Origin of the sequence: Synechococcus sp. CB0101, from assembly GCF_000179235.2 — a bacterium.
Lineage (GTDB): Bacteria > Cyanobacteriota > Cyanobacteriia > PCC-6307 > Cyanobiaceae > Vulcanococcus.
In genome coordinates this window covers 1,066,878-1,086,419 of sequence record NZ_CP039373.1, presented here as the reverse complement: position 1 = coordinate 1,086,419, position 19,542 = coordinate 1,066,878, and the positions used below count along the sequence as shown (strand labels likewise).

Below are 19,542 nucleotides of genomic sequence, written 5' to 3'. Positions count from 1 at the left end.
CCCTAACCAGCCTTTCATCCTTCATCGTGCTTTGTTGCTCTTCTTTGGATGGACGACGTACGGCTGCAGCCTCTCTCCTCGCCTTTGGTTCGAGGCGACTCCGATTTGTTCTTTGCTTACGGCGGTTCGCCACCCAGTTCACAACAAAAAGCCCCCGCCTTTCGGCGAGGGCTGAGAGACGGTCGCTGATCTGAGATCAGTCGAGATCGGGCATGGCCAGAGCGGGCTCGGCCTTGCGGTCTATGCCTTTTTCGAAGCCAGCAGCAGCAGCGCGGGCGCGGCCGGCGTGCCAGAGGTGACCCACCAGGAAGAAGAAGGCGAGCACGAACTGAGTCGCAGCCAGCCACTGGCGGATGTTCACGAAGTTCACCGAGTTGGGCTCGGTGATGATGCCGCCGACCGAGTTCAGAGACGCGTTGGGAGCGTGGGTCATGTACTCAGCCGCACGGCGCACTTGCCAGGGCTGAATGTCGTTCTGGAGCTTGTCGAGGCTCAGGCCGTTGGGGCCGCGCAGGGGCTCCAGCCAGGGACCACGGAAGTCCCAGAAGCGCATGGTTTCACCACCGAAGATGATCTCGCCGGTGGGGGAGCGCATCAGGTACTTACCCAGACCGGTGGGGCCCATGGCCGAACCGATGTTGGCGCCGAGGCGCTGGTCACGCACCAGGAAGGTGAAGCTCTGGGCCTGGGAGGCTTCGGCGTTGGTGGGGCCGTAGAACTCCGAGGGATAAGCGGTGTTGTTGAACCAGATGTAAGCCGAGGCGATGAAGCTCATGAAGCTCAGAGCGCCCAGGCTGTAGCTCAGGTAGGCCTCACCGTTCCAGATGAAGGCGCGGCGCACCCAGCCGAAGGGCTTGGTCACCACGTGCCAGATGCCACCAAAGATCAGGGTCAGACCCAGCCAGATGTGGCCACCGATGATGTCCTCCATGGAGTTCACACCGATGATCCAGCCCTCGCCGCCGAAGGGAGCGCGAGTGAGGTAGCCGAAGATCACACCCGGATCGAGGGTGGGATTGCTGATCAGACGCACATCGCCGCCACCGGGAGCCCAGGTGTCGTAAACGCCGCCGAAGAACATCGCTTTGAACACCAGCAGCAGTGCACCCACACCCAGAAGGATCAGGTGGTAGCCAATGATGTTGGTCATCTGGTTCTTATCGCGCCAATCCTGCGAGAAGAAGGCGGAATAGTTCTCCAGAATTTCGGGTCCACGCAGGGCGTGGTACAGGCCGCCGAGGCCAAGCACGGCGGAGCTAATCAGGTGCAGCACACCCACCACGAAGAAGGGGTAGAGGTCGACGACCTCACCACCGGGGCCCACGCCATAGCCAAGCGTGGCCACGTGGGGGAACAGGATCAGGCCCTGCTCGTACATGGGCTTGTCGAAGGTGAAGTGGCTCACCTCGAACAGCATCATCGCGCCAGCCCAGAACACCATCAGACCGGCGTGGGCGACGTGGGCGCCCAGCAGGCGACCCGACAGGTTGATCAGACGGGCGTTCCCCGACCACCAGGCATAACCGGTGGAGTCGAGGTCTTTCCCGCCGATCCCAGACAGGGAGGGATTAGAGAGCGTTACCACGGGGCAGAACCTCTTCAGGGAAGACGAAGTTTTCGTGCGGCTGGTCAGCCGGTGCCATCCAGGCACGCAGACCTTCGTTCAGAAGAATGTTCTTCGTGTAGAAGGTCTCGAATTCAGGATCCTCAGCCGCGCGGATTTCCTGCGACACGAAGTCGTAGGCACGCAGGTTGAGGGCCAGGCCGATGATGCCGATGCTGCTGGTCCACAGACCCATCACCGGCACGAACAGCATGAAGAAGTGCAGCCAACGCTTGTTGGAGAACGCGATCCCGAAGATCTGGCTCCAGAAGCGGTTGGCGGTCACCATCGAATAGGTCTCTTCTTCCTGGGTGGGCTCGAACGCCTTGAAGGTGTTCGCCTGATCGGAGTCTTCGAACAGGGTGTTCTCCACGGTGGCGCCGTGGATGGCACACAGCAGTGCGCCGCCGAGGATGCCGGCCACGCCCATCATGTGGAAGGGGTTCAGGGTCCAGTTGTGGAAGCCCTGCAGGAAGAGGAGGAAGCGGAAGATCGCTGCCACGCCAAAGCTGGGTGCAAAGAACCAGCTGCTTTGGCCGAGGGGGTACATCAGGAAGACGCTGACGAACACCGCAATCGGGCCGGAGAAGGCGATGGCGTTGTAGGGGCGGATGCCCACCAGACGGGCGATCTCGAACTGACGCAGCATGAAGCCGATCAGGGAGAAGGCACCGTGCAGGGCCACGAAGGTCCACAGACCGCCGAGCTGGCACCAGCGCACGAAGTCGCCCTGGGCTTCAGGGCCCAGAGCAGAAGAAGGGAATGGCCCATGGCATCAGCCGGGCTGCTCACCGCAGCGGTGAGGAAGTTGCAGCCCTCCAGATAGGAGCTGGCAATGCCGTGGGTGTACCAGGAGGTGACAAAGGTGGTGCCGGTCAGCCAGCCACCCAGCGCCAGGTAGGCGGTGGGGAACAGGAGCAGACCCGACCACCCGACAAAAACGAAGCGGTCGCGCTTGAGCCAGTCATCGAGGACGTCAAACCATCCCCGCTGCGGCGCGCGCCCTACAGCGATCGTCATGGGTGGGAAAAACCGCGGGCTGTGGGTTACCGGGGGATCGTAACAACGTTGATCCGCACTGCGAGGCGGGTTTTGGTGGGCTGACACGGCCCGTCACCATTGCGTTTTGGGTATTTGTGCTCACGGCTTGCTCAGCCCGGTCGGCGGGCGCGCCAAGATGGCAGGCCACCGGTTGAACCGCCCGTATGGCCTCGGCTTCTGCAGCGAAGGCTGCCCCTTCCTCCGAGCTGCTCGAGCAAGACGTGCTGGGCTCCCGTCGACTCTCCAACGTGTTCGTGGCGGCCGTGGTGACCACCGGTGGATTGGGCTTCCTGCTCACCAGCGCCTCCAGCTACCTCGGCACCGATCTGCTGCCCATCGGCCACCCCGCCGCCCTCAGCTGGGTGCCCCAAGGTTTGGTGATGGGCCTCTATGGCATCGCTGCGGCGCTGCTCTCCACCTATCTATGGGCCGTGATTGCGATCGACGTGGGCTCCGGCGCTAATCGCTTCGATAAAGCTGCCGGCACCCTCACCGTCACCCGTCGCGGCTTCCGTCAGCTGATCAGCGTCACCACCCCCCTCAAAGACATCCAGGCCGTGAAGGTGGATGTGCGTGATGGTCTCAACCCCCGGCGTCGTCTGGCTCTGCGGGTGCAGGGCCGCCGCGATCTGCCCCTGACCCGTGTGGGTGAACCGATGCCCTTGGCGGATCTGGAGCGTGGCGGTGCTGAGCTGGCCCGCTTCCTCGGTGTTCCCCTCGAGGGCGTTTGAGCATGACCCTGCTTCGATCCGGCTCCTTGCGCGGGCTGCTGCTCGCCTTTCTGCTCTTGCTGAGTCCGCTCGGGCCTGTGGCCTGTGCGGCACCTGGACCTTCCACCAGCTTCGGCTGCGGAACCTCCGGCGTGCCCTGCCTTAAGGGCACAGCCCTGGTTGAGCTCAACACCAGCAAGGGCAAGGTGGAGCTAAGCCTCGATGGCAGCGCCGCACCGCTCACTGCCGGCAACTTCGTGGATTTGGTGCGCCGCGGTGCCTACAACGGCACCTTGTTTCACCGCGTGGTGAAGGAACCCATTCCGTTTGTGGTGCAGGGCGGTGACCCTCAAAGCGCCAACCCCAGCACCCCGGTGGATCTGCTCGGCACCGGCAGCTTCATTGATCCCGGCACCGGCCAGCCCCGTCTGATTCCGCTCGAGCTGTTCCTCGATGGCGAAAGCCGCCCGCGCTACGGCGAAATCACCGTTGGGCCTGGTCAGGCCAGCAAGCTGAAGCTGCAGCACCAGCGCGGATCCCTGGCGATGGCGCGCTCCAACGACCCCAACTCCGCCAGCGCACAGTTCTATATCGCCCTTCGCGCTCTCCCTGAGCTCGATGGTCGTTATGCCGTGTTCGGCCGCGTCACCAAAGGCATGGAGGTGGTCGACCAGATCACCCAGGGCGACAAGCTGATCAGCGCCAAAGTGCTGCAGGGCGGCACCTTGGTGCAGGACGCCAAGTAAGCGGTTGCCGGCTCAGGCCGGCACGCGCTTGTCGAGGCTGGTGACTTTCAGATACGGCGTGCTCACGCCCGAGGCTCGCTCCAGGGAGATGCGGCCGGTGCGGGCAATCTCGAGGATGCCGTAGGGCTCGAGCACGTTTTCCAGGGCCACGAGCTTGCCGGGGTCGCCCACCACTTCAACGGTGAGGGCATCGCTACCCAGATCCACCACCCGGGCCCGGAACACCTGCACCAGATCCAGAATCGCGGCGCGCTGGCTCTCCGGTGCTGACACCTTCACCAGCATCAGCTCCCGTTCCACGGCAGGGATGCGGGTGAGGTCGTTCACCTCGAGCACATTGATCAGCTTGTTGAGCTGCTTGCTCATCTGAGAGAGGGTGCGCTCATCGCCCTCCACCACCATCGTGAGCCGCGAGACGCCGCTGCGCTCTGCTGGCCCCACGGCCAGGCTTTCGATGTTGAAACCGCGGCGGGCGAACAGGCCGGAGATGCGGCTCAGCACGCCCGATTCGTCTTCCACCAGCACCGACAGGGTGTGCTTCATGCCCAGGGCTGTTCGTGTGGCTGACTTGTGCCCAAATTACGCGCCAGCCATCCCAACACGTGGCGGTTGAACAGTTCGGGCTGTTCATCGTGGGGGCAATGGCCGAGCTGCGGCAGGAGTTGCAGCTCCAGATCGCCTTTGTGGCGGCGCAAGCGTTCGCTGATCATCGGTGGCACCAAGCGGTCTTGGCTGCCCCAGAGCACGAGCAAAGGCTGCTGCATCCGCTCCAGTAGCACCGCTGCCGTGGCACCCTGCGGCCGCAAGGCCATGCCGATGCTCATCGCCCGCAGCGCCCGCGCCGCACGCGGCCGCAGCGCCGGCCGGGCCACCAGCCGCCGCAGCTCAATGTCGATGGCGCTGGGGTCGCTGTAGGCGCTGCGCAACCCCAGATCCAGCAACGGTGTGCGGGCGATCACGGGCACGAGCAGCTCCAGGGGCAGCAGCCGGCAGAGCACCACCACCACCTGGCGTTTCACCTGCCGCCGCCAGGGGCGCCGCCGCCGCTTGAGCGGCATCAGCAGGGTGGGGTCGGGCAGTGGCGCCGCCACCACACCGCTCACCCACACCGGAAAAAACACCGCACACGTGAGCGCCACCAAGCTGCCCAGGGAATTGCCCACCAGCACCGCTGGCCCTGCACCACCTGCTCAAGAAAGCCCTTCAGCTGCCTGGCCCAAAGCCGGTTGTCGAGCGGGCGGTGGCGGCGATGACCCGGTTGGCTCGACGCGCCGAAGCCCACCAGATCGATCGCATACACGCACCAGCCCGCTGCCGCCAGCTCGGCGGCGTTGTGGCGCCAATGGCCGCTGGCGGCGCCAAAGCCATGGATCAACACCAGCGCCGGGTCGCTGCGGTTGCCCAGCACACGCCAATGGCAGCTGTGCTCCTGCCACTGCCAGTGGCCGTGCTCGCCCAGTGCGCCCCCGCGGGAGCAGGCTGGGGATCCAACACTGAGGCGTGGGAAGCGGTGGTGGCCGGCACGGCGGATCTCTCGTCTGATCACTATTGCGAAGGAGCGGCGGCTCTGCAGCTCGGGGCCGGGTTCTTTCGGCCGGAATCCCGACCCTCACGCGATCTGGGGGTGCTGCTGGCGGCGTTGCTCGCCCGCGGCGAGTTGGGGCTGAGCCAGCCGCTCTCCGTGCTCGATCTGATGGCGGGCTGCGGCATTCGCGCCCTCCGCTATGGCCTCGAAGCCGGTGCTGCCGCCGTGTGGGCCAACGATGCCGACACCGATCGGCTGCCGGTGCTGCAGAACAACCTTGCGCCCCTCTCAGCGGCTGGTTCGGCCCCGGAGATCACAGCCCACACCGCCCAGAAGCTCCTGGCCGGTTGCCTGCTCGATGAGCGCCGCTTTGGGCTGCTCGATCTCGATGCCTTCGGCTGCCCCACACCCCTGGTGCCTGCGTCCTTGGAGGCGCTGCAGTTTGAAGGCGTGCTCTACCTGGCCAGCACCGATGGCCGCTCCCCCACCGGCCACGACCGTGCCGCCGCCGTGCGCTCCTTAGGCGCCGCCGCCCGCGCCCATCCCGCCAGCTGGGAGTTGGCTCTGCGCCTGCAGATCGCCGTGGTGGCCCGCGCCGCCTGGGCGATGGGCCGGGGCATCCGGCCCTTGTTCAGCTTCAGCGAGGGGCGCACGTTCCGCACGGCGATTCAGCTGCAGCGCCGCGCTGATCCGCGCCAGGAGCGGCAGCTCGGGTTGCTGGCCCATTGCCATGCCTGCGGTGAGCAGCTGGAGCAGAGCCTGCTGCAGCTGCGTCAGTGGCCCGCTTGCGCCTGCACGGTTGATCCCCCGCCCCTGGCCATCTCCGGGCCCTTGTGGCTCGGGCCGCTGCAGCACGCCCCCACCCTGGCGGCGATGCAACAGGAGGCGCAGCGTTTGCCCAGCGGTTCGGTGGGCGCCCACCGAGCGCTTGTTGGCGCGCTTGCTCGCGGATCCCGGCGTGCCCGCCCGCTGCTGGCCCAGTGCGGAGCTGGGGCGGCGCCTCGGTGGCGGCCCGCCGGCAACCCAGGCGTTGCTGGCGGCCCTGGACGCTGAGGGCTACACGGCCCTGCGCTCCGGGGTGATGGATGGGTTGTTTCGCTGCAATGCCCCCTGGCCCCGCGTGTTGGAGCTGGCGGCTGCGCTAAACAGGTAGCCGTTACGCCACCTGGCTATGGCCTCGGAGATCTTCGGCACTGCAGCGCTGTTCTGGGTTCTGATTCCCATTGGCCTGGCGGGTGGTGCGCTGCTGCTCAAGCTCCAGGGCGATAGCTGATCCCCGAGCGGCGGTTTCAAGCGCGGCCTAGCAGGCACACCTCTAGGCTCGTGCCTCGCTGAACAAGCCTCATGCAGGTGCTGGTGATCGGTGCGACGGGCACGCTGGGCAGGCAGATTGCCCGCCAAGCCCTTGATGCCGGTCATCAGGTTCGCTGTATGGTGCGCTCCCCGCGCAAAGCGTCGTTCCTGCAGGAATGGGGCTGTGAGCTCACCCGCGGTGATCTGCTCGAGCCCGACAGCCTCGATTACGCCCTCGAGGGCCAGGAGGCGGTGATCGATGCAGCTACGGCCCGGGCCAGTGATCCCGGCAGCAGCTACGACATCGACTGGACCGGCAAGCTCAACCTGCTCAATGCCTGCGAGCGCGCAGGCGTGAAGCGCTTCGTGTTCGTGTCGCTGCTCGGTGCCGAGCAGCACCGCGATGTGCCCTTGATGGACATCAAGCACTGCACCGAGCAGGCGCTGATCAACTCTGATTTCGACTACACGATCCTGCGCTGCGTGGCCTTCATGCAGGGCCTGATCAGCCAGATCGCCATTCCGGTGCTGGAAAACCAAACGGTGTGGGTGAGCGGAACCCCCACGCCGATCGCTTACATGAACACCCAAGACGTGGCCCGTTTTGCGGTGGCGGCCCTCGGCCGCAGCGAAACGATCCGCCAAGCGCTGCCAGTGGTGGGTCCCCGCGCCTGGAGCACCGGTGAGATCACCCAGCTCTGCGAGAAGTTCTGCAGCAAGAGTGCCCGGGTGTTCCGCGTGCGGCCGTTCCTTCTGCGTCTGATGCAGGGCGTGGCTTCATTCTTCGAGCCGGCGGTGAACGTGGCCGAGCGCCTCTCCTTCGACAAGGTGATCGGTGGCGGTACGCCCCTCGATGCACCGATGGAGGAGAGCTACGCCGCCTTTGGCCTCGATCCCGCCGACACCACTGGCCTCGAGAGCTACCTGCGCGAGTACTACGACACCATCCTCAAGCGCCTGCGGGAGATGGAGGCCGACCTCGACAAGGACGCCAAGAAGAAACTGCCCTTCTGATTGAGGGTTTTCACGGTTGGCGCTCCCTGTGGTGCGCCTGTACTATCCAGTGAGTGACAGCGCTTGCGGCGCCGTAGAGATCGATGGGTATTGCGCAGACCAAGAACCTGCAGCGTCGCCTCGGGGTGCTTGAGCAGGAAGCGGTGGAAGAAATCACTCGTGCCTGCGGCAACGAGCTCTGGCAGAGCGTGGGCTTCGATGCGCTCGACAGCCTGGCCGATCCGGATCGTCGCGCCCGCGCCAACTACTACTACGGGCAGTTGCAGGTGGTGCGTGAGCTCAAGGACACGCTCGGCTGACGCCAAGCCGCCCTACCCGCCGCCGCCCCCCTGGCCGGATTTCCCTCCGCCAGCCCGGCCGCCCCGGCCCGGTGAGCGCCGGCCGCTGCGGCGGGGGTGACGCAGCAAGGCCTGCAGGCGGCGCTCTTCCTCCGGGGTGACCGCCCGCCACTGACCGGGCTCTAAGCCGTCGAGGCTGAGTGGTGCGCCGCCATCCATCAGATCGATGGCCACCCGCAGCAGGCGCAGCGTGGGCAGGCCCACGGCTGCCGTCATGCGCCGCACCTGGCGGTTGCGCCCTTCCCGCAGCTCCACGGCCAGCCAGCTGGTGGGGATCTGCTGGCGGCTGCGGATGGGTGGATCGCGGGGCGGCAGGTCCGGGTCGGCGATGGCGTTGGCCCGGGCGGGCAGGGTGCGTTGCCCCTGAATCACCAGGCCCTGTTCGAGTTGCTGCAGTTGGGCGGCGTCGGGGATGCCCTCCACCTGCACCCAGTAGCGGCGCCAGTGGCCCCAGGCGGGATCGGTGAGCCGTTGTTGCAGCCGGCCGTTGGCGGTGAGCAGCAGCAGGCCTTCGCTATCGGCATCCAGCCGGCCGGCGGTGTACACATCCGGAACGGGGATGTGATCCGCCAGGCACCCCCAGCGGCTGCCCGGCTCTGGGGTGAACTGGCTCAACACCCCGTAGGGCTTGTAAAACAGCAGCGTGCTCAGGAGGCCTGGCGAGCTCGCCACAGGTTCACCACTCCGATCGAGATCAGCAGCAGGCCCAGATCCATCGTCACAGGAGGCAGGATCATCGAAACCTTGGCTGGGGGGCTTGGAGAGCGCCGACCCTAGCGGTTTGAGGGCGGGAACTAGACTCCACCAAGCAGTACGACTTTTCAGCGGCAGCAGCGCATGATCGAGACCTCCGGCGTGATCGAGAAGGAGCAGGGCAACGGGTTCTACCTGGTCACCCTCGAGCAGCCCGCAGGCCACCAATGCCTCTGCCGGGCGGCCGGCAAGCTCACCAAGTTCCGCATCAAATTGCTGGCCGGTGACAAGGTTTTGGTGGAAATCAGCCCCTACGACCTGAGCCGCGGCCGCATCACCTATCGCGAGCGCAACGCCAATGCTGGCCCGCGTCCAGGCGGCAACCGTCCCGGTGGCCCCCGTCGCCGCTGATTGCGGTCCTCGTCTCGATGGTTCAGCCCCCTGGCCTTGCCGGGGGGCTTTTTGCTGGGCTGTGCGGGCCCCGCCTGAGAGGGTTGGCCCAGGCCTCTGTCCGTCCGCCCTGCGTCAGGCCACCGCGGCGCCCAGGAGTTGTTCGATGGCAGCTTTGAATTCGCTGCGCTGTTTCACGCCGCGGAACTGCTGCTTGAGCTCCTTCTGGAAGAACAGTTGAACGGTGGGAGTGCCGCTCACGCCAGCCTGCTGGGCGATCTCCTGGTCGGCATCGATATCGATCTCAACGCCCTGGCCCCGGCCGCCCAGCTCTTCCAGCACGCGCTTGAGCTGAGGCTTGAGCACGTGGCAAGGCCCGCAGGTGGGTGAGGTGTACACCACCAGCAGGGGCTTGTCGCTGTCGTGATACAGCTTGCGCAGGGCATAGCTGCCTTTCTGCCAGAGGGCGTTGGCATCGAAGTTGCTCTCATTGCTCTCGGCCGTGCGCTTCACCTCGCCCACCTCGGCGGGCTCCACCGGCTCCTGGCTCACGGTCACAGCCAGGTTGTGGTGGGTGAGCCAGCGCTCGGCCGCCAGGGCGGCCTGGCAGCCGCTGCCCGCGGCAGTGATGCCCTGGCGCCATTCGGCATCGGCCACGTCGCCGGCGGCATACACCCCATCCACGCTGGTTTCGGGGCGGCCTGGCTTGGTCACCAGATAACCGTGGTGATCCACCTCGAGTTGGCCGCGCACCAGGCGCGTGTTGGGGGTGTGGCCGATGGCATAGAAGAGACCGCGCACGGGCACCTGCTCGCTGGCACCGCTGTCGTCGGTGGCCACCAGCTCGATCGCTTCGAGCCATTCGCCGCCGCTGCAATCGCGGATCTGGCGGTTCCAGTGCACGGTGATGTTGGGGTTGGCCAGCACCCGATCGGCCATCGCCTTGCTGGCCCGCAGTTGGCCGGAGCGCACGATCAGGTGCACCTGGCTGCCGTATTTGGTGAGATACACCGCCTCTTCGCAGGCGGAATCACCGCCGCCCACCACGGCCAGCTCCTCATTGCGGAATTGAGGGGTGGCGCCATCGCAAATGGCGCAGGCGCTGATGCCGGCGTTCCAGAAGCGGCCCTCGCTGGGGAGGCCCAGGCGATTGGCGCTGGCGCCTGTGGCCAGGATCACCGATTGGGCGGTGATGGTTTGGCCGTCGGCCTGAATGCGGAAGGGGCGCTGCAACAGATCGATGCTCTCGGCATCGGCCTCCACCAGTCGGGTGCCCCAGCGCACGGCCTGGGCCTTGAGCCGGTCCATCAGATCCGGGCCGAGGATGCCGTCGGGGAAGCCGGGGAAGTTTTCCACGTGGGTGGTGGTCATCAACTGACCACCGGGGATGCCGCCGTCTTGGAAGCCAGTGATCACCACGGGCCTCAGATTGGCGCGGGCGGCATAAATGGCGGCGGTATAGCCAGCGGGGCCGGAGCCCACGATCACCACGTTTTCAACAGAAGCGCCCGTCGCGGCGCTGGCAGCGGCATCAGTCACGGCTTATGCGGATCGACTTCGCTTTAGAGCCTAGCGCTCGCGTCTCGATGCTGCCGAAACCGCCTCGCCGCCTGCTGTTTGACGCGACAGGAAAATGCCTTTAGGTTTTCTTCAGATTTCCAGGAGTCCGTCGGTCTCGCTGTTGTCGCCTGATTGCTTCAGCTCGTTGAAGTCGGGAACCATCAGTACTTGTTCCGCCATCAGCTCGGGATGCTGATCAATGCAGAGGATCCATTCTCGGAATTCCTCGGTGAGCGCATAGCTGTCTTCGTAGCGCTCACGGTCGTCCAGGCTTGCGATCCGAGCCGCTGACCAGTTGATGGCAACGGTGAGACGACGCTGGATGGAGCCTTTCATGGGTGTCCCGCGATCGCACCACGCTGGCGGGCGGTAGGCCTGCATTGGGTGCGCTTTCGCAGAAGTTCGCACTTTTTGCCGCAATCGAATGTATTTACCGCTGCAGTCGGAAGTTCGGTAGCTGGGGCCCGCGCAGACGGATCACGGCCCCGGCGCCATCCTCCAGTGCTTGCAGCGGCAGTGCGCTCGAGCGGCCCGCACCACTGGCCTCGGCTTCGGCTTCCACGGTTTTGGGCCGCAGCACATAGGGCTCGCTCAGCGACCAGGTGCGTGCGTATTGCATCAGCAGTGGATCCGCCGGTGCGAACACGTAGGAGGGATGCCGCGGCACGGTTTCCAGGGCGGCGCGCTCCGCGTCCATTCGTACGGCACGGGTGATGCCCTGCACGAAGCGGGTGCGGGTCACCACGGTGGTGAGGTAGGCCACCACCCGTAGCCGCGGCGCATCGAAGCCTTCGGCGCACATGTCGATGCTCACGAGCCAGTCGGCCTCACCCGCCTTGAAGGCTTCCATGCGCTGCGGGGCTTCGGGATCCTGGGAGTGCACCAGATGCACCCGATCCCCCTCCTCCTCCAGCAAGCCGCAGATGCGGCGGGCGTGGGCGATGTCGCGGGCGATCACCAGGCCGCCGGCGCCGCTGTGCTCGCGCCGCACAACCTCCAGGCGCCGGCGCGCATTGAGCAAGAGCCGCAGGGCAATGCTGCTGCTGTCGCCCAGGCGGATCGCCCGCCGCAGGTTGCGGGCCCGCCAGCTCTCGCGCTGCTCCTGCGAGAGGGGGGAGCGTTCGCTGTCGCCCAGCTCCCCCTGGCGGCCGTGGTCCACCCAGCCGTCTTGAAAGCGGAATTCCAGCGGCCGCACATCGCCCGCGCTGATCAGTTCGCGCGGCTCCACACTCAGATCGGGTGCGATCTGCTCCACCCACTCCTGGCCGTCATGCACCTGGATGCGGCGGGCGGCGCAGAAGCCCAGGTTGTCGGCGCGGAAGGGCGTGCCGGTGAGCCCCAGGCGCAAGCGGGCCCTGGCGCTGATCCGGCTGAAGGCATGGCCCCAAGCGGTGGCCTCCGGTTCCTCCGGATCGATGCCCAGGTGGTGCACCTCATCGGCGATGGCAAGCCAGGGGCCCCAGCCGGCTTCGCCCAGCTGTTGCTCCAATAGCTCCAGGTTGCGGCCGGCGGCCTGATAGGTGATCAGCAGGCCATGGGGCCGAGGCTGGCCGGGGGGCGGCGCCACATCGAGCCCCGGCTGCCATTCCTGCAGCTCGAGCCCAAGGCGGCTGGCGGCCGCCAGCCATTGGCTGGCGATGGAGCTGCGGTGGCAGAACACCAGCAGGTGCTGCAGGCGGCCCTCGCGCTCGAGCCGCTCAAAGCTCAGCAGGGCGCCGAGGGTTTTGCCGGCGCCGGGGCCGGCATTGATCAGCACATCGTTGGTTCCTTCGCGCTCGAGCCGCCGGCGCAGCAGCGCGATCAGCTGCGATTGCCACTGGCGCGGTTGCACCCCCGGCTGCGGGCGCAGGCTGCTCGCGGCCGGCAACGGCGCGTCGCCCACCGCCTGAAGCGGGCGCCGAGGCAGGCGCAGATCGAACGACGGTGAACCCATCCCGCCATTTTGTTGGCAGGCAGCGAAAAAAGTTGAGGGTTTCTACCTATTCGCTTTGGCGCTGGAGTCCTTAACTTCCGGCCATCACCCCCGCTCCCGGGCCTCAACCCGCCAGCCCATGAACGAGCGTTCCCCCTTCTCCCTCAGTTCCGACGAACTCCGCCAGCGTTTCGAGCGCGCCCTCCACCTTGAGTGCGACCTCGATCCGATGATCCTGCGGGCTCGCCAGCTGCGGCAGCAGGGCTCCACCCCCCAGGCCCGCTGCCTGGAGCAAGAGCTGCTGCCGCTGTTCTGAAGCCAGCCCTACCGGGCGTGTGCGGATGTGAGCACACGCCTGGCAAAAGCGTTGCCGCCTGCTGCAAACCCGGCAAACACTGGGCCGTTGTGACGTAAGGCGGCGAGTTCTTGATTCGTGTGTTGGTGCCGCGGGAGTGCCGCCCCGGTGAAACGCGCGTGGCGGCCACCCCCGAAACCGTGCGGCGTTTGAGTGCCCGCGGCTGCACGCTCCAGGTGGAGCAGGGGGCCGGAGCCGCCAGCGGATTTGATGATGCCGCCTACAGCGAGGCCGGCGCCCAGCTGGTGGATCCGGCCGCTGAGCATTGGGGCCTGGCGGATGTGGTGCTGGCGGTGCAGGCCGCGGCGATCGCGCAGCAGCGTCATGAGCTCGAAGCCCTGCGCCCGGGTGCGCTGCTGTTGGGCCTGCTCGAGCCCCACGGCAACGACAGCCTCAAGCAACAGCTCGAACAGCGCCGTGTGTCAGCGATGGCTCTGGAGCTGTTGCCGCGCATCAGCCGCGCCCAAACGATGGACGTGCTCTCCTCGCAGGCCAACATCGCCGGTTACAAGGCGGTGTTGCTGGCCTCGGCAGCCCTGGATCGCTACGTGCCGATGCTGATGACGGCCGCCGGCACGATTCAGCCCGCCCGCGCCCTGATTCTCGGGGCCGGCGTGGCCGGCCTGCAGGCGCTGGCCACGGCTCGCCGCCTCGGTGCTGTTGTGTACGTGAGTGATGTGCGCGCTGCCGCCAAGGAGCAGGTGGAATCCCTGGGCGGCCGTTTCATCGCACCGCCAGAGCAGGAGCAGAAGCCCGGTGAATCCGGCGGCTACGCCCAGCAGGCCACCGAGGCTTTCCTGGCGGAGCAGCGCCGCCAGCTCACCGAGCAGCTGGCCCTCGCCGACATGGTGATCTGCACCGCCCAGGTGCCGGGCCGGCCGGCGCCGCGCCTGATCGACGACGCCATGCTCCAGCACATGCGCCCCGGCAGCGTGGTGGTGGACCTGGCGGTGGCCCAGGGGGGCAACTGCGAGGGCACGGTGCCCGGCGAGAGCGTGATGCGCCACGGCGTGCAGCTGATCGGCGCCGATGCCCTGCCCTGCACCGTGGCCAACCACGCCAGCGCTCTCTATGCCCGCAATGTGGCGGCGCTGCTGGAGCACCTGCTCGAAGCCTCTGGCGGCGAGCCCTCAGCCCTGCAACTCGACCTGGAGGATCCGATCGTGAGTGGTTGCCTGTTCACCCATCACGCTGCGGCGGGAGCTGCGGCATGACCACCCTCTCGCAAGCGCTCTGGGTGCTGCTACTCGGCAGCCTGTTGGGCCTGGAGCTGATCGGCAAGGTGCCGCCCACGCTGCACACCCCGTTGATGAGCGGCGCCAACGCCATCAGCGGCATCACCGTGCTCGCCTCGATCACCCTGATCGCCAATGCCCAGGGCAACCCGGCGCTGTTGATCCTCGGGTCGGTGTCGCTGGGCTTCGCCCTGTTCAACGTGATCGGCGGCTTCCTGGTCACCGACCGGATGCTCGCCATGTTCAGCCGGAAGAAGAGCGGAGGCGGCCGATGAACGTGCTCGATCTCTTCGGTTATTTGATTGATCTGCTGGCGGTGTTGCTGCTGGCGCTAGGCCTCAAGGGCCTCTCCACCGTGCGCTCGGCCCGCTCCGCCAATGGCCTCGCCGCCCTGGCCATGGGGCTGGCGGTGCTGGGCCTGTTGCTGCAGGTGCAACCCGATCCGATCGCCTGGCTGTGGATCGCCATCGGCACCGCCATCGGTGGCCTGCTGGGGCTGCTCACCGCCCGGCGCGTGCCGATGACGGCCATGCCCGAAACCGTGGCCCTGTTCAACGGCTGCGGCGGCATGGCCTCGCTGCTGGTGGCTGTGGCCGTAGCCCTCTACGACAGCCAGGGCGCCGATCTGGTGGAGTTGATCTCCATCGTGATCTCCGTGTTCGTGGGGGCGATCACCTTCAGCGGTTCCATCGCCGCCATGGGCAAGCTCCAGGGCTGGCTCGGCACCCCGGGCTGGACCCAGAGCAGCGTGCGCCACGGCGTGAACATTGCCCTGGCGATTGCGGCCCTGGTGGGGGCGTTTGCCTTGCCAGGCGATCCCACCGGTGCCCCCCTCTGGCTGCTGCTGGTGGCCTCGAGCCTGCTGGGGATCGGCGTGACCCTGCCCATCGGCGGCGCTGACATGCCGGTGGTCATCTCCCTGCTCAACTCCTATTCAGGCGTTGCGGCAGCGGCGGCCGGTTTTGTGGTGGGCAGCCAGCTGTTGATCGTGGCCGGCGCCATGGTGGGTGCTGCGGGCCTGATCCTCACCCAGGTGATGTGCACCGGCATGAACCGCTCGCTTGTGAGCGTGCTGTTCGGTGGCGCCCTCGGCGGCAGCGCACCGGTGGGCGGAGGCGGCGAGCAGGCCGGCTACAGCCGCATCGTGAGTTGCAGCGCCGAGGAGTGCGCCATGGCTCTCGAGAACGCCGAACGGGTGGTGTTTGTGCCGGGTTACGGCCTGGCCGTGGCCCAGGCCCAGCACGCCCTGCGGGAGCTTTCCAAACTGCTGGAAAGCAATGGCTCCGAGGTGAGCTACGCCATCCACCCAGTGGCGGGCCGCATGCCTGGCCACATGAACGTGCTGCTGGCAGAGGCCGATGTGCCCTACGAGCAGCTGCTGGAGATGGACACGATCAACCCCGAGTTCCCCCGCACCGATGTGGTGATCGTGCTGGGCGCCAACGACGTGGTGAATCCCGACGCCAAAAACGACGCCCAGAGCCCCCTCTACGGCATGCCCGTGTTGGAGGTGGATCAGGCGCGCCAGGTGTTTGTGGTGAAGCGCAGCCTCGGCGCCGGTTATGCCGGCATCAAGAACGCGCTGTTTGAGCTGCCGCAAACGGCGATGGTGTTTGGCGACGCCAAGGCGGTGCTGCAGCAGCTCTGCACCGAGCTGCGCAGCCAGGGTGTGGGCAAAGCGGGCGCCGCCTGACTTGCTTCCGGCGCGGCGGGCTGCAAGTCTCTTGCGGCCCCAGCCCATGCCCTCACCTGCGTTGTCTGTTGATCTCCCCACTGCACTGGGCCTGCCGCCCTTCCGGCCGCGCCTGCCCTGGCTGAACGGTGACCTGCAGACCCTGCGCGACACCCTGCGCCCCGTGCGCCTGCCTGCGGATCAGGGCCAGCCCATCCAGGTGGAGGTGGGCGGCGGTGATCAGCTCCTGGCGCTGTTGGATCAGCCGCTCAGCGGGGGCGAGGCCCAAGGTCTGGTGCTGTTGATGCATGGTCTGGCGGGCTCCAGTCAGCGGGGGGGCTTGCGCCGCATGGGCGACACCCTGCAGCGGTCTGGCTTTGCGGTGCTGCGCCTCAACATGCGGGGTGCCGGCGCCGGCCGCAGCCTCGCCCGCGGCACCTACGCCGCCAACTGCAACCGCGACCTACTGCCGGTGCTGCGCCGGGCCCGGGAGCTGGCGGCTGGCAAGCCGCTGCTCGGCATGGGCATCTCGCTTGGGGGCACGAAGCTGTTCAATGCGCTGCTCGCTTCGGCAGAGGAGCGCCAGGCGGCGGGCCTCGATCCAGCGCCTCCATTGCTCGATGGTCTGGTCACGATCAGCTCTCCGCTGGATTTGCACGCCTGCTCGCTGCAGATCGAGCGTCCCCGCAACCGCGTGTACGAGCGCTGGTTGCTGAAGCGCCTGATTGCCCAGACCCTCGCCGATCCCTTCGGGGTGAGCGCCGCCGAGCGCGAGGCCCTCGAGGGCCGTGCCGCCAACGGACCGCTGCGCAGCATCCGTGATTTCGATGCCGCCATCACGGCGCCGCGCTGGGGTCATGCCTCGGTGGAGGCCTACTACGCGCAGGCCAGCCCGCTAGCGGGGCTACTGGATGGCGAACGTCGCTACCCCTTGCCGCCTGCATTGGTGGTGCATGCCGAGGACGATCCCTGGGTGCCGGTGGCGTCCACGCGGCAGCTGGCGGCGGCGCAGCTGCCCGGTATGGAGGTGCTGCTCACCGCCCAGGGCGGCCACAACGGCTTCCACGCCCGCTGCGATGGCCCGGGGGGGCTGGGCGGCTGCTGGACCGATCGGCTCACGGCCCGCTGGTTTCAGCGCTTGCTGGCCTGAAAGGGCATTCGCTTCACGATCCAGGGCTCAATCGGCGTTCCGCCCACCACGTGGTCCCGCAGGATCCGCTCGATCCGCTCGGGCGTGACGCTGCCGTAGACGATTCCCTCCGGCCATATCAGAAGCACCGGCCCCTCGACGCAGATGCGCAGGCAGTCGGCCTTGGTGCGCAAGACGATGCCTTCAGGCCGGGCGGGATCCTCGAGGCCCCATTCGCGCACCAGGCGCTTGAGGGTGTCCCAGCTGGCGGGCCCCACGCTTGGATCGGGGCAGCAGAGCGCCTTGGCCGGGGTGGCGCAGAGCAGTAGGTGATGCGCGATCACGCCGGCAGCGCAGCCGGGGCCTTGGCCTGCAGCCGGGCTGCAGCTTCACGCACCGCCTGACGGCTCCAGGCATCCACAGCCAGCACGTCGTCGAGAGAGGGATTGGCCGTGAGGTCGGCCTTGTGGCGATCACACACCACGTCGATCAAGCGCGGGATATCGAGGAAGTGGATCTGTTCCTCGAGGAAGAGCGCCACCGCTTGCTCGTTGGCGGCGTTCATCACCGCCGGCATCGTGCCGCCGGCGCGGCCGGCCGCGTAGGCCAGCTCCATGCAGGGGTATTTGGCCGGGTCGGGTTTGCGGAAGGTGAGTTGGCCCACCTCGGTGAGATCCAGACGGCGCCAGGGGGTCTCCAGACGCTCGGGCCAGCTCAGGCAGTAGAGGATCGGCAGCTTCATGTCGGGCCAGCCCAGTTGGCCCAGCACCGAGGAATCCGCCAGCTCCACCATCGAGTGGATGATCGATTGCGGGTGGATCACGATCTCGATGTGGTCGTAATCCAGGCCGAACAGGTAGTGGGCCTCGATCACCTCCAGGCCCTTGTTCATCAGCGAGGCTGAATCCACCGTGATCTTGCGCCCCATGCTCCAGTTGGGGTGGCTGGTGGCATCGGCCACGGTGGCCTTGTGCAGGTCGGCGGCATCCCAGTCGCGGAAGGCGCCGCCGCTGGCGGTGAGCTGAATGCGGCGCAGGCCCGGGGTGGGCACGCCGGTGCTGAGGCGGGCGGTGTCAGCCCAGGGGGTGCCCTGCAGGCACTGGAAGATGGCGGAGTGCTCGGAATCGGCCGGCAGCAGGCGCGAGCCGGATTTCGCCAGCTCCGGCAGCACCACCGGGCCGGCGGCGATCAGGGTTTCTTTGTTGGCGAGGGCCAGATCCTTGCCAGCACGGATCGCCGCCAGGGTGGGCAGCAGGCCGGCGCAGCCCACGATGCCCGTCACCACCAGATCCGCTGTGGGCCAGGCCGCGGCGGTGCAGAGGCCGTCGGACCCGCCCACCAGTTCGGGCAGCTTCGCGGGCCGGACGCTGGGTTCGAGTTGGTTCAGCCGCTCGCGCAGTTCAGGCAGCTTCGCCTCGTCGGCCAGGGCCACCACTTCCGGGGCGTGGCGCTGGATCTGGTTGATGAGGAGGTCGAGGTTGTTGCCGGCCGTGAGGGCCACCACCCGGAAGCGATCGGGAAACTCCTCCACGATCTCGAGGGTCTGCGTGCCGATCGAGCCGGTGGAGCCGAGCACGGAGAGGGCTTTCACGGCGGGATCGGCGAACGGCCGCGCCAGTCTCCCATCGCTTGCGGCGGCCTTTGCTGCGGCATCTGGATGCTGAAGCTGTGGATTCCCTCAGCTAGGGCGGCATCGCGCAGGTTGGCGTTGTTGGTGATCAGCAAGTGGCAGCGCCAGATGCGGGCGGCCGCCAGCTCCAGCCGGTCGACCGCGCTGAGCTGGGGCAGCGGCCGGTGTGGAGCTGCCTGGGCGAGCGCGGCTAGGGGAATCGGGCGGAACACGATTCCGTGACTTAGCAGCCGCAGAAGCGCGATGGGGTCTGCTGCGGGGCCACCGCCGATCGCTGGTTCGCATTCGAGCACCTGCAGGCAGCGCACCAGGGCGATGGTGCTGCTCATCCAGGCATCCGTGCAGTGGGTAAAGCAGCGGCGGACGGTATCTCCATCTGGCCCCGCGCTCACTAGGGCCCCGAGGATCGTGCCGTCCACGTAAGTGAGATCGGCGCGGCTCATTGCGGCTGCACCAGTTCTTGCAGGGCGGCACTCAGGAGGAGACGGCTGCGCCGAAGTGTGGGGGTGAGCTGCAACTCGCCGCTGGCGAGCAGGCGCACCTCGAGCTCATCGCCGGCCTGCAGGTTCAAAAGCTTGCTGAGCCCCTGGGGGAGCCGCACGGCGAGTCCATGGCCCCAGCGGCCGATGCGTAGGCGGCGTGGGGGGGCGGTCGCCGGCCGCGCCGACCCCAGGCCTGGCAACCCTCCGGGTCGGG

Annotated in this window: 24 protein-coding genes and 1 pseudogene; 12 read left to right on the top strand and 13 right to left on the bottom strand. The window is 67.2% G+C overall.

The features are described from left to right. Positions 1-196 precede the first annotated feature (196 nt). Positions 197-1,585 (bottom strand): photosystem II reaction center protein CP43, encoded by a 1,389-nt coding sequence (psbC, locus tag CB0101_RS05890; RefSeq protein WP_010310463.1) that lies wholly within the window; start codon positions 1,583-1,585, stop codon positions 197-199. Next, a pseudogene (psbD, locus tag CB0101_RS05885) lies at positions 1,569-2,623 on the bottom strand (photosystem II D2 protein (photosystem q(a) protein)). The gene psbC and the pseudogene psbD overlap by 17 nt, the downstream one beginning before the upstream one ends. 185 nt (positions 2,624-2,808) lie before the next feature. Between psbD and CB0101_RS05880 the strand changes: the two are divergent. Further along, entirely contained in the window at positions 2,809-3,375 is a 567-nt protein-coding gene (locus tag CB0101_RS05880; RefSeq protein ID WP_010302748.1) for a photosystem I assembly protein Ycf4, read from the top strand. A 2-nt stretch (positions 3,376-3,377) separates the two neighbouring features. Next, on the top strand, positions 3,378-4,100 hold the full coding sequence (locus tag CB0101_RS05875) for a peptidylprolyl isomerase (RefSeq protein WP_010302746.1): 723 nt from the start codon (positions 3,378-3,380) through the stop codon (positions 4,098-4,100). Between the two features lie 12 nt (positions 4,101-4,112). Here CB0101_RS05875 and ilvN read toward each other — a convergent pair whose 3' ends face one another. The 3 genes from ilvN to CB0101_RS15850 are packed head-to-tail and all read right to left on the bottom strand — an operon-like array spanning position 4,113 to position 5,508. Further along, positions 4,113-4,643: an acetolactate synthase small subunit gene (gene ilvN, locus CB0101_RS05870; protein ID WP_010302742.1), complete on the bottom strand. Its 531-nt coding sequence runs from the start codon at positions 4,641-4,643 to the stop codon at positions 4,113-4,115. Then, positions 4,640-5,263, bottom strand: a complete 624-nt coding sequence (locus CB0101_RS05865; protein WP_371413621.1) for an alpha/beta fold hydrolase — start codon at positions 5,261-5,263, stop codon at positions 4,640-4,642. The genes ilvN and CB0101_RS05865 overlap by 4 nt, the downstream gene beginning before the upstream one ends. Further along, a complete protein-coding gene (locus CB0101_RS15850) occupies positions 5,200-5,508 on the bottom strand; it encodes an alpha/beta fold hydrolase (protein ID WP_371413620.1) in 309 nt (102 codons plus the stop codon). Before CB0101_RS15850 ends, CB0101_RS05865 begins: the two co-directional genes overlap by 64 nt. A gap of 6 nt (positions 5,509-5,514) precedes the next feature. On the opposite strand from CB0101_RS15850, the gene CB0101_RS05860 reads away from it, so the two are divergent. The 4 genes from CB0101_RS05860 to CB0101_RS05845 all read left to right on the top strand — a co-directional run bounded on the left by CB0101_RS05860 (position 5,515) and on the right by CB0101_RS05845 (position 8,231). Continuing rightward, complete coding sequence (locus CB0101_RS05860) at positions 5,515-6,678, top strand: N2,N2-dimethylguanosine tRNA methyltransferase (RefSeq protein WP_371413619.1); 1,164 nt, start codon at positions 5,515-5,517, stop codon at positions 6,676-6,678. Positions 6,679-6,796: 118 nt separating this feature from the next. Then, a complete protein-coding gene (gene petM / locus CB0101_RS05855) occupies positions 6,797-6,898 on the top strand; it encodes a cytochrome b6-f complex subunit PetM (RefSeq protein WP_010310452.1) in 102 nt (33 codons plus the stop codon). A 71-nt stretch (positions 6,899-6,969) separates the two neighbouring features. Continuing rightward, positions 6,970-7,932, top strand: a complete 963-nt coding sequence (locus CB0101_RS05850) for an NAD(P)H-binding protein (protein WP_010310450.1) — start codon at positions 6,970-6,972, stop codon at positions 7,930-7,932. 83 nt (positions 7,933-8,015) lie between these two features. Beyond that, positions 8,016-8,231: a hypothetical protein gene (locus tag CB0101_RS05845; RefSeq protein WP_010310448.1), complete on the top strand. Its 216-nt coding sequence runs from the start codon at positions 8,016-8,018 to the stop codon at positions 8,229-8,231. 12 nt (positions 8,232-8,243) lie between these two features. Here CB0101_RS05845 and CB0101_RS05840 read toward each other — a convergent pair whose 3' ends face one another. Further along, positions 8,244-8,942, bottom strand: a complete 699-nt coding sequence (locus tag CB0101_RS05840) for a pseudouridine synthase (RefSeq protein ID WP_010310446.1) — start codon at positions 8,940-8,942, stop codon at positions 8,244-8,246. Positions 8,943-9,107: 165 nt separating this feature from the next. Here CB0101_RS05840 and infA point away from each other — a divergent pair, with 165 nt between their 5' ends. Then, positions 9,108-9,374, top strand: coding sequence for a translation initiation factor IF-1 (gene infA, locus CB0101_RS05835; protein WP_010310444.1), 267 nt, complete (start codon positions 9,108-9,110; stop codon positions 9,372-9,374). Between the two features lie 114 nt (positions 9,375-9,488). Here the strand turns inward: infA and trxB are convergent, their stop codons facing one another. The 3 genes from trxB to CB0101_RS05820 form a co-directional block, all read right to left on the bottom strand. After that, a complete protein-coding gene (gene trxB, locus CB0101_RS05830) occupies positions 9,489-10,892 on the bottom strand; it encodes a thioredoxin-disulfide reductase (RefSeq protein ID WP_010310441.1) in 1,404 nt (467 codons plus the stop codon). Between the two features lie 111 nt (positions 10,893-11,003). Continuing rightward, a complete protein-coding gene (locus tag CB0101_RS05825) occupies positions 11,004-11,249 on the bottom strand; it encodes a hypothetical protein (protein ID WP_010310439.1) in 246 nt (81 codons plus the stop codon). A 94-nt stretch (positions 11,250-11,343) separates the two neighbouring features. Continuing rightward, positions 11,344-12,846 carry a DEAD/DEAH box helicase gene (locus CB0101_RS05820; protein WP_136644000.1) on the bottom strand — a complete coding sequence of 501 codons (1,503 nt, stop codon included), beginning with the start codon at positions 12,844-12,846 and terminating at the stop codon, positions 11,344-11,346. Between the two features lie 118 nt (positions 12,847-12,964). On the opposite strand from CB0101_RS05820, the gene CB0101_RS15310 reads away from it, so the two are divergent. The 5 genes from CB0101_RS15310 to CB0101_RS05800 all read left to right on the top strand — a co-directional run bounded on the left by CB0101_RS15310 (position 12,965) and on the right by CB0101_RS05800 (position 17,237). Beyond that, the gene (locus tag CB0101_RS15310; RefSeq protein WP_010310424.1) at positions 12,965-13,141 is read left to right on the top strand and encodes a hypothetical protein; all 177 of its coding nucleotides are present in this window, start codon (positions 12,965-12,967) and stop codon (positions 13,139-13,141) included. A gap of 110 nt (positions 13,142-13,251) precedes the next feature. Continuing rightward, complete coding sequence (locus tag CB0101_RS05815) at positions 13,252-14,394, top strand: NAD(P) transhydrogenase subunit alpha (protein ID WP_043717904.1); 1,143 nt, start codon at positions 13,252-13,254, stop codon at positions 14,392-14,394. Next, positions 14,391-14,690, top strand: coding sequence for an NAD(P) transhydrogenase subunit alpha (locus CB0101_RS05810; RefSeq protein WP_010310421.1), 300 nt, complete (start codon positions 14,391-14,393; stop codon positions 14,688-14,690). The genes CB0101_RS05815 and CB0101_RS05810 overlap by 4 nt, the downstream gene beginning before the upstream one ends. After that, positions 14,687-16,108, top strand: a complete 1,422-nt coding sequence (locus CB0101_RS05805; protein WP_010310420.1) for an NAD(P)(+) transhydrogenase (Re/Si-specific) subunit beta — start codon at positions 14,687-14,689, stop codon at positions 16,106-16,108. Before CB0101_RS05810 ends, CB0101_RS05805 begins: the two co-directional genes overlap by 4 nt. Positions 16,109-16,154: 46 nt before the next feature. Continuing rightward, on the top strand, positions 16,155-17,237 hold the full coding sequence (locus CB0101_RS05800) for a YheT family hydrolase (RefSeq protein WP_010310417.1): 1,083 nt from the start codon (positions 16,155-16,157) through the stop codon (positions 17,235-17,237). On the opposite strand, the gene CB0101_RS05795 is transcribed toward CB0101_RS05800, so the two are convergent. From CB0101_RS05795 to CB0101_RS05780, 4 genes are read right to left on the bottom strand one after another with little or no spacing between them, the layout of a single operon-like run. Next, on the bottom strand, positions 17,219-17,560 hold the full coding sequence (locus CB0101_RS05795) for a ferredoxin (protein ID WP_010310415.1): 342 nt from the start codon (positions 17,558-17,560) through the stop codon (positions 17,219-17,221). The two genes, CB0101_RS05800 and CB0101_RS05795, sit on opposite strands and share 19 nt — an antisense overlap. Beyond that, the gene (locus CB0101_RS05790; RefSeq protein ID WP_010310413.1) at positions 17,557-18,807 is read right to left on the bottom strand and encodes a 1-deoxy-D-xylulose-5-phosphate reductoisomerase; all 1,251 of its coding nucleotides are present in this window, start codon (positions 18,805-18,807) and stop codon (positions 17,557-17,559) included. Before CB0101_RS05790 ends, CB0101_RS05795 begins: the two co-directional genes overlap by 4 nt. After that, positions 18,804-19,289, bottom strand: a complete 486-nt coding sequence (locus CB0101_RS05785) for a hypothetical protein (protein ID WP_010310410.1) — start codon at positions 19,287-19,289, stop codon at positions 18,804-18,806. The genes CB0101_RS05790 and CB0101_RS05785 overlap by 4 nt, the downstream gene beginning before the upstream one ends. Continuing rightward, the gene (locus CB0101_RS05780; protein WP_010310407.1) at positions 19,286-19,528 is read right to left on the bottom strand and encodes a hypothetical protein; all 243 of its coding nucleotides are present in this window, start codon (positions 19,526-19,528) and stop codon (positions 19,286-19,288) included. Before CB0101_RS05780 ends, CB0101_RS05785 begins: the two co-directional genes overlap by 4 nt. Positions 19,529-19,542: the final 14 nt, after the last annotated feature.

Excerpts from the sequence above, each read along its gene's own strand:
- CB0101_RS05785 (WP_010310410.1), bottom strand. The coding sequence starts at position 19,289 with ATGAGCCGCGCCGATCTCACTTACGTGGACGGCACGATCCTCGGGGCC.
- CB0101_RS05875 (WP_010302746.1), top strand. The coding sequence starts at position 3,378 with ATGACCCTGCTTCGATCCGGCTCCTTGCGCGGGCTGCTGCTCGCCTTT.
- CB0101_RS05825 (WP_010310439.1), bottom strand. The coding sequence starts at position 11,249 with ATGAAAGGCTCCATCCAGCGTCGTCTCACCGTTGCCATCAACTGGTCA.
- CB0101_RS05805 (WP_010310420.1), top strand. The coding sequence starts at position 14,687 with ATGAACGTGCTCGATCTCTTCGGTTATTTGATTGATCTGCTGGCGGTG.
- CB0101_RS05810 (WP_010310421.1), top strand. The coding sequence starts at position 14,391 with ATGACCACCCTCTCGCAAGCGCTCTGGGTGCTGCTACTCGGCAGCCTG.
- CB0101_RS05880 (WP_010302748.1), top strand. The coding sequence starts at position 2,809 with ATGGCCTCGGCTTCTGCAGCGAAGGCTGCCCCTTCCTCCGAGCTGCTC.
- CB0101_RS05845 (WP_010310448.1), top strand. The coding sequence starts at position 8,016 with ATGGGTATTGCGCAGACCAAGAACCTGCAGCGTCGCCTCGGGGTGCTT.
- CB0101_RS05820 (WP_136644000.1), bottom strand. The coding sequence starts at position 12,846 with ATGGGTTCACCGTCGTTCGATCTGCGCCTGCCTCGGCGCCCGCTTCAG.
- CB0101_RS05860 (WP_371413619.1), top strand. The coding sequence starts at position 5,515 with ATGGCAGCTGTGCTCCTGCCACTGCCAGTGGCCGTGCTCGCCCAGTGC.
- petM (WP_010310452.1), top strand. The coding sequence starts at position 6,797 with ATGGCCTCGGAGATCTTCGGCACTGCAGCGCTGTTCTGGGTTCTGATT.
- CB0101_RS15310 (WP_010310424.1), top strand. The coding sequence starts at position 12,965 with ATGAACGAGCGTTCCCCCTTCTCCCTCAGTTCCGACGAACTCCGCCAG.
- CB0101_RS05850 (WP_010310450.1), top strand. The coding sequence starts at position 6,970 with ATGCAGGTGCTGGTGATCGGTGCGACGGGCACGCTGGGCAGGCAGATT.
- CB0101_RS05800 (WP_010310417.1), top strand. The coding sequence starts at position 16,155 with ATGCCCTCACCTGCGTTGTCTGTTGATCTCCCCACTGCACTGGGCCTG.
- ilvN (WP_010302742.1), bottom strand. The coding sequence starts at position 4,643 with ATGAAGCACACCCTGTCGGTGCTGGTGGAAGACGAATCGGGCGTGCTG.
- infA (WP_010310444.1), top strand. The coding sequence starts at position 9,108 with ATGATCGAGACCTCCGGCGTGATCGAGAAGGAGCAGGGCAACGGGTTC.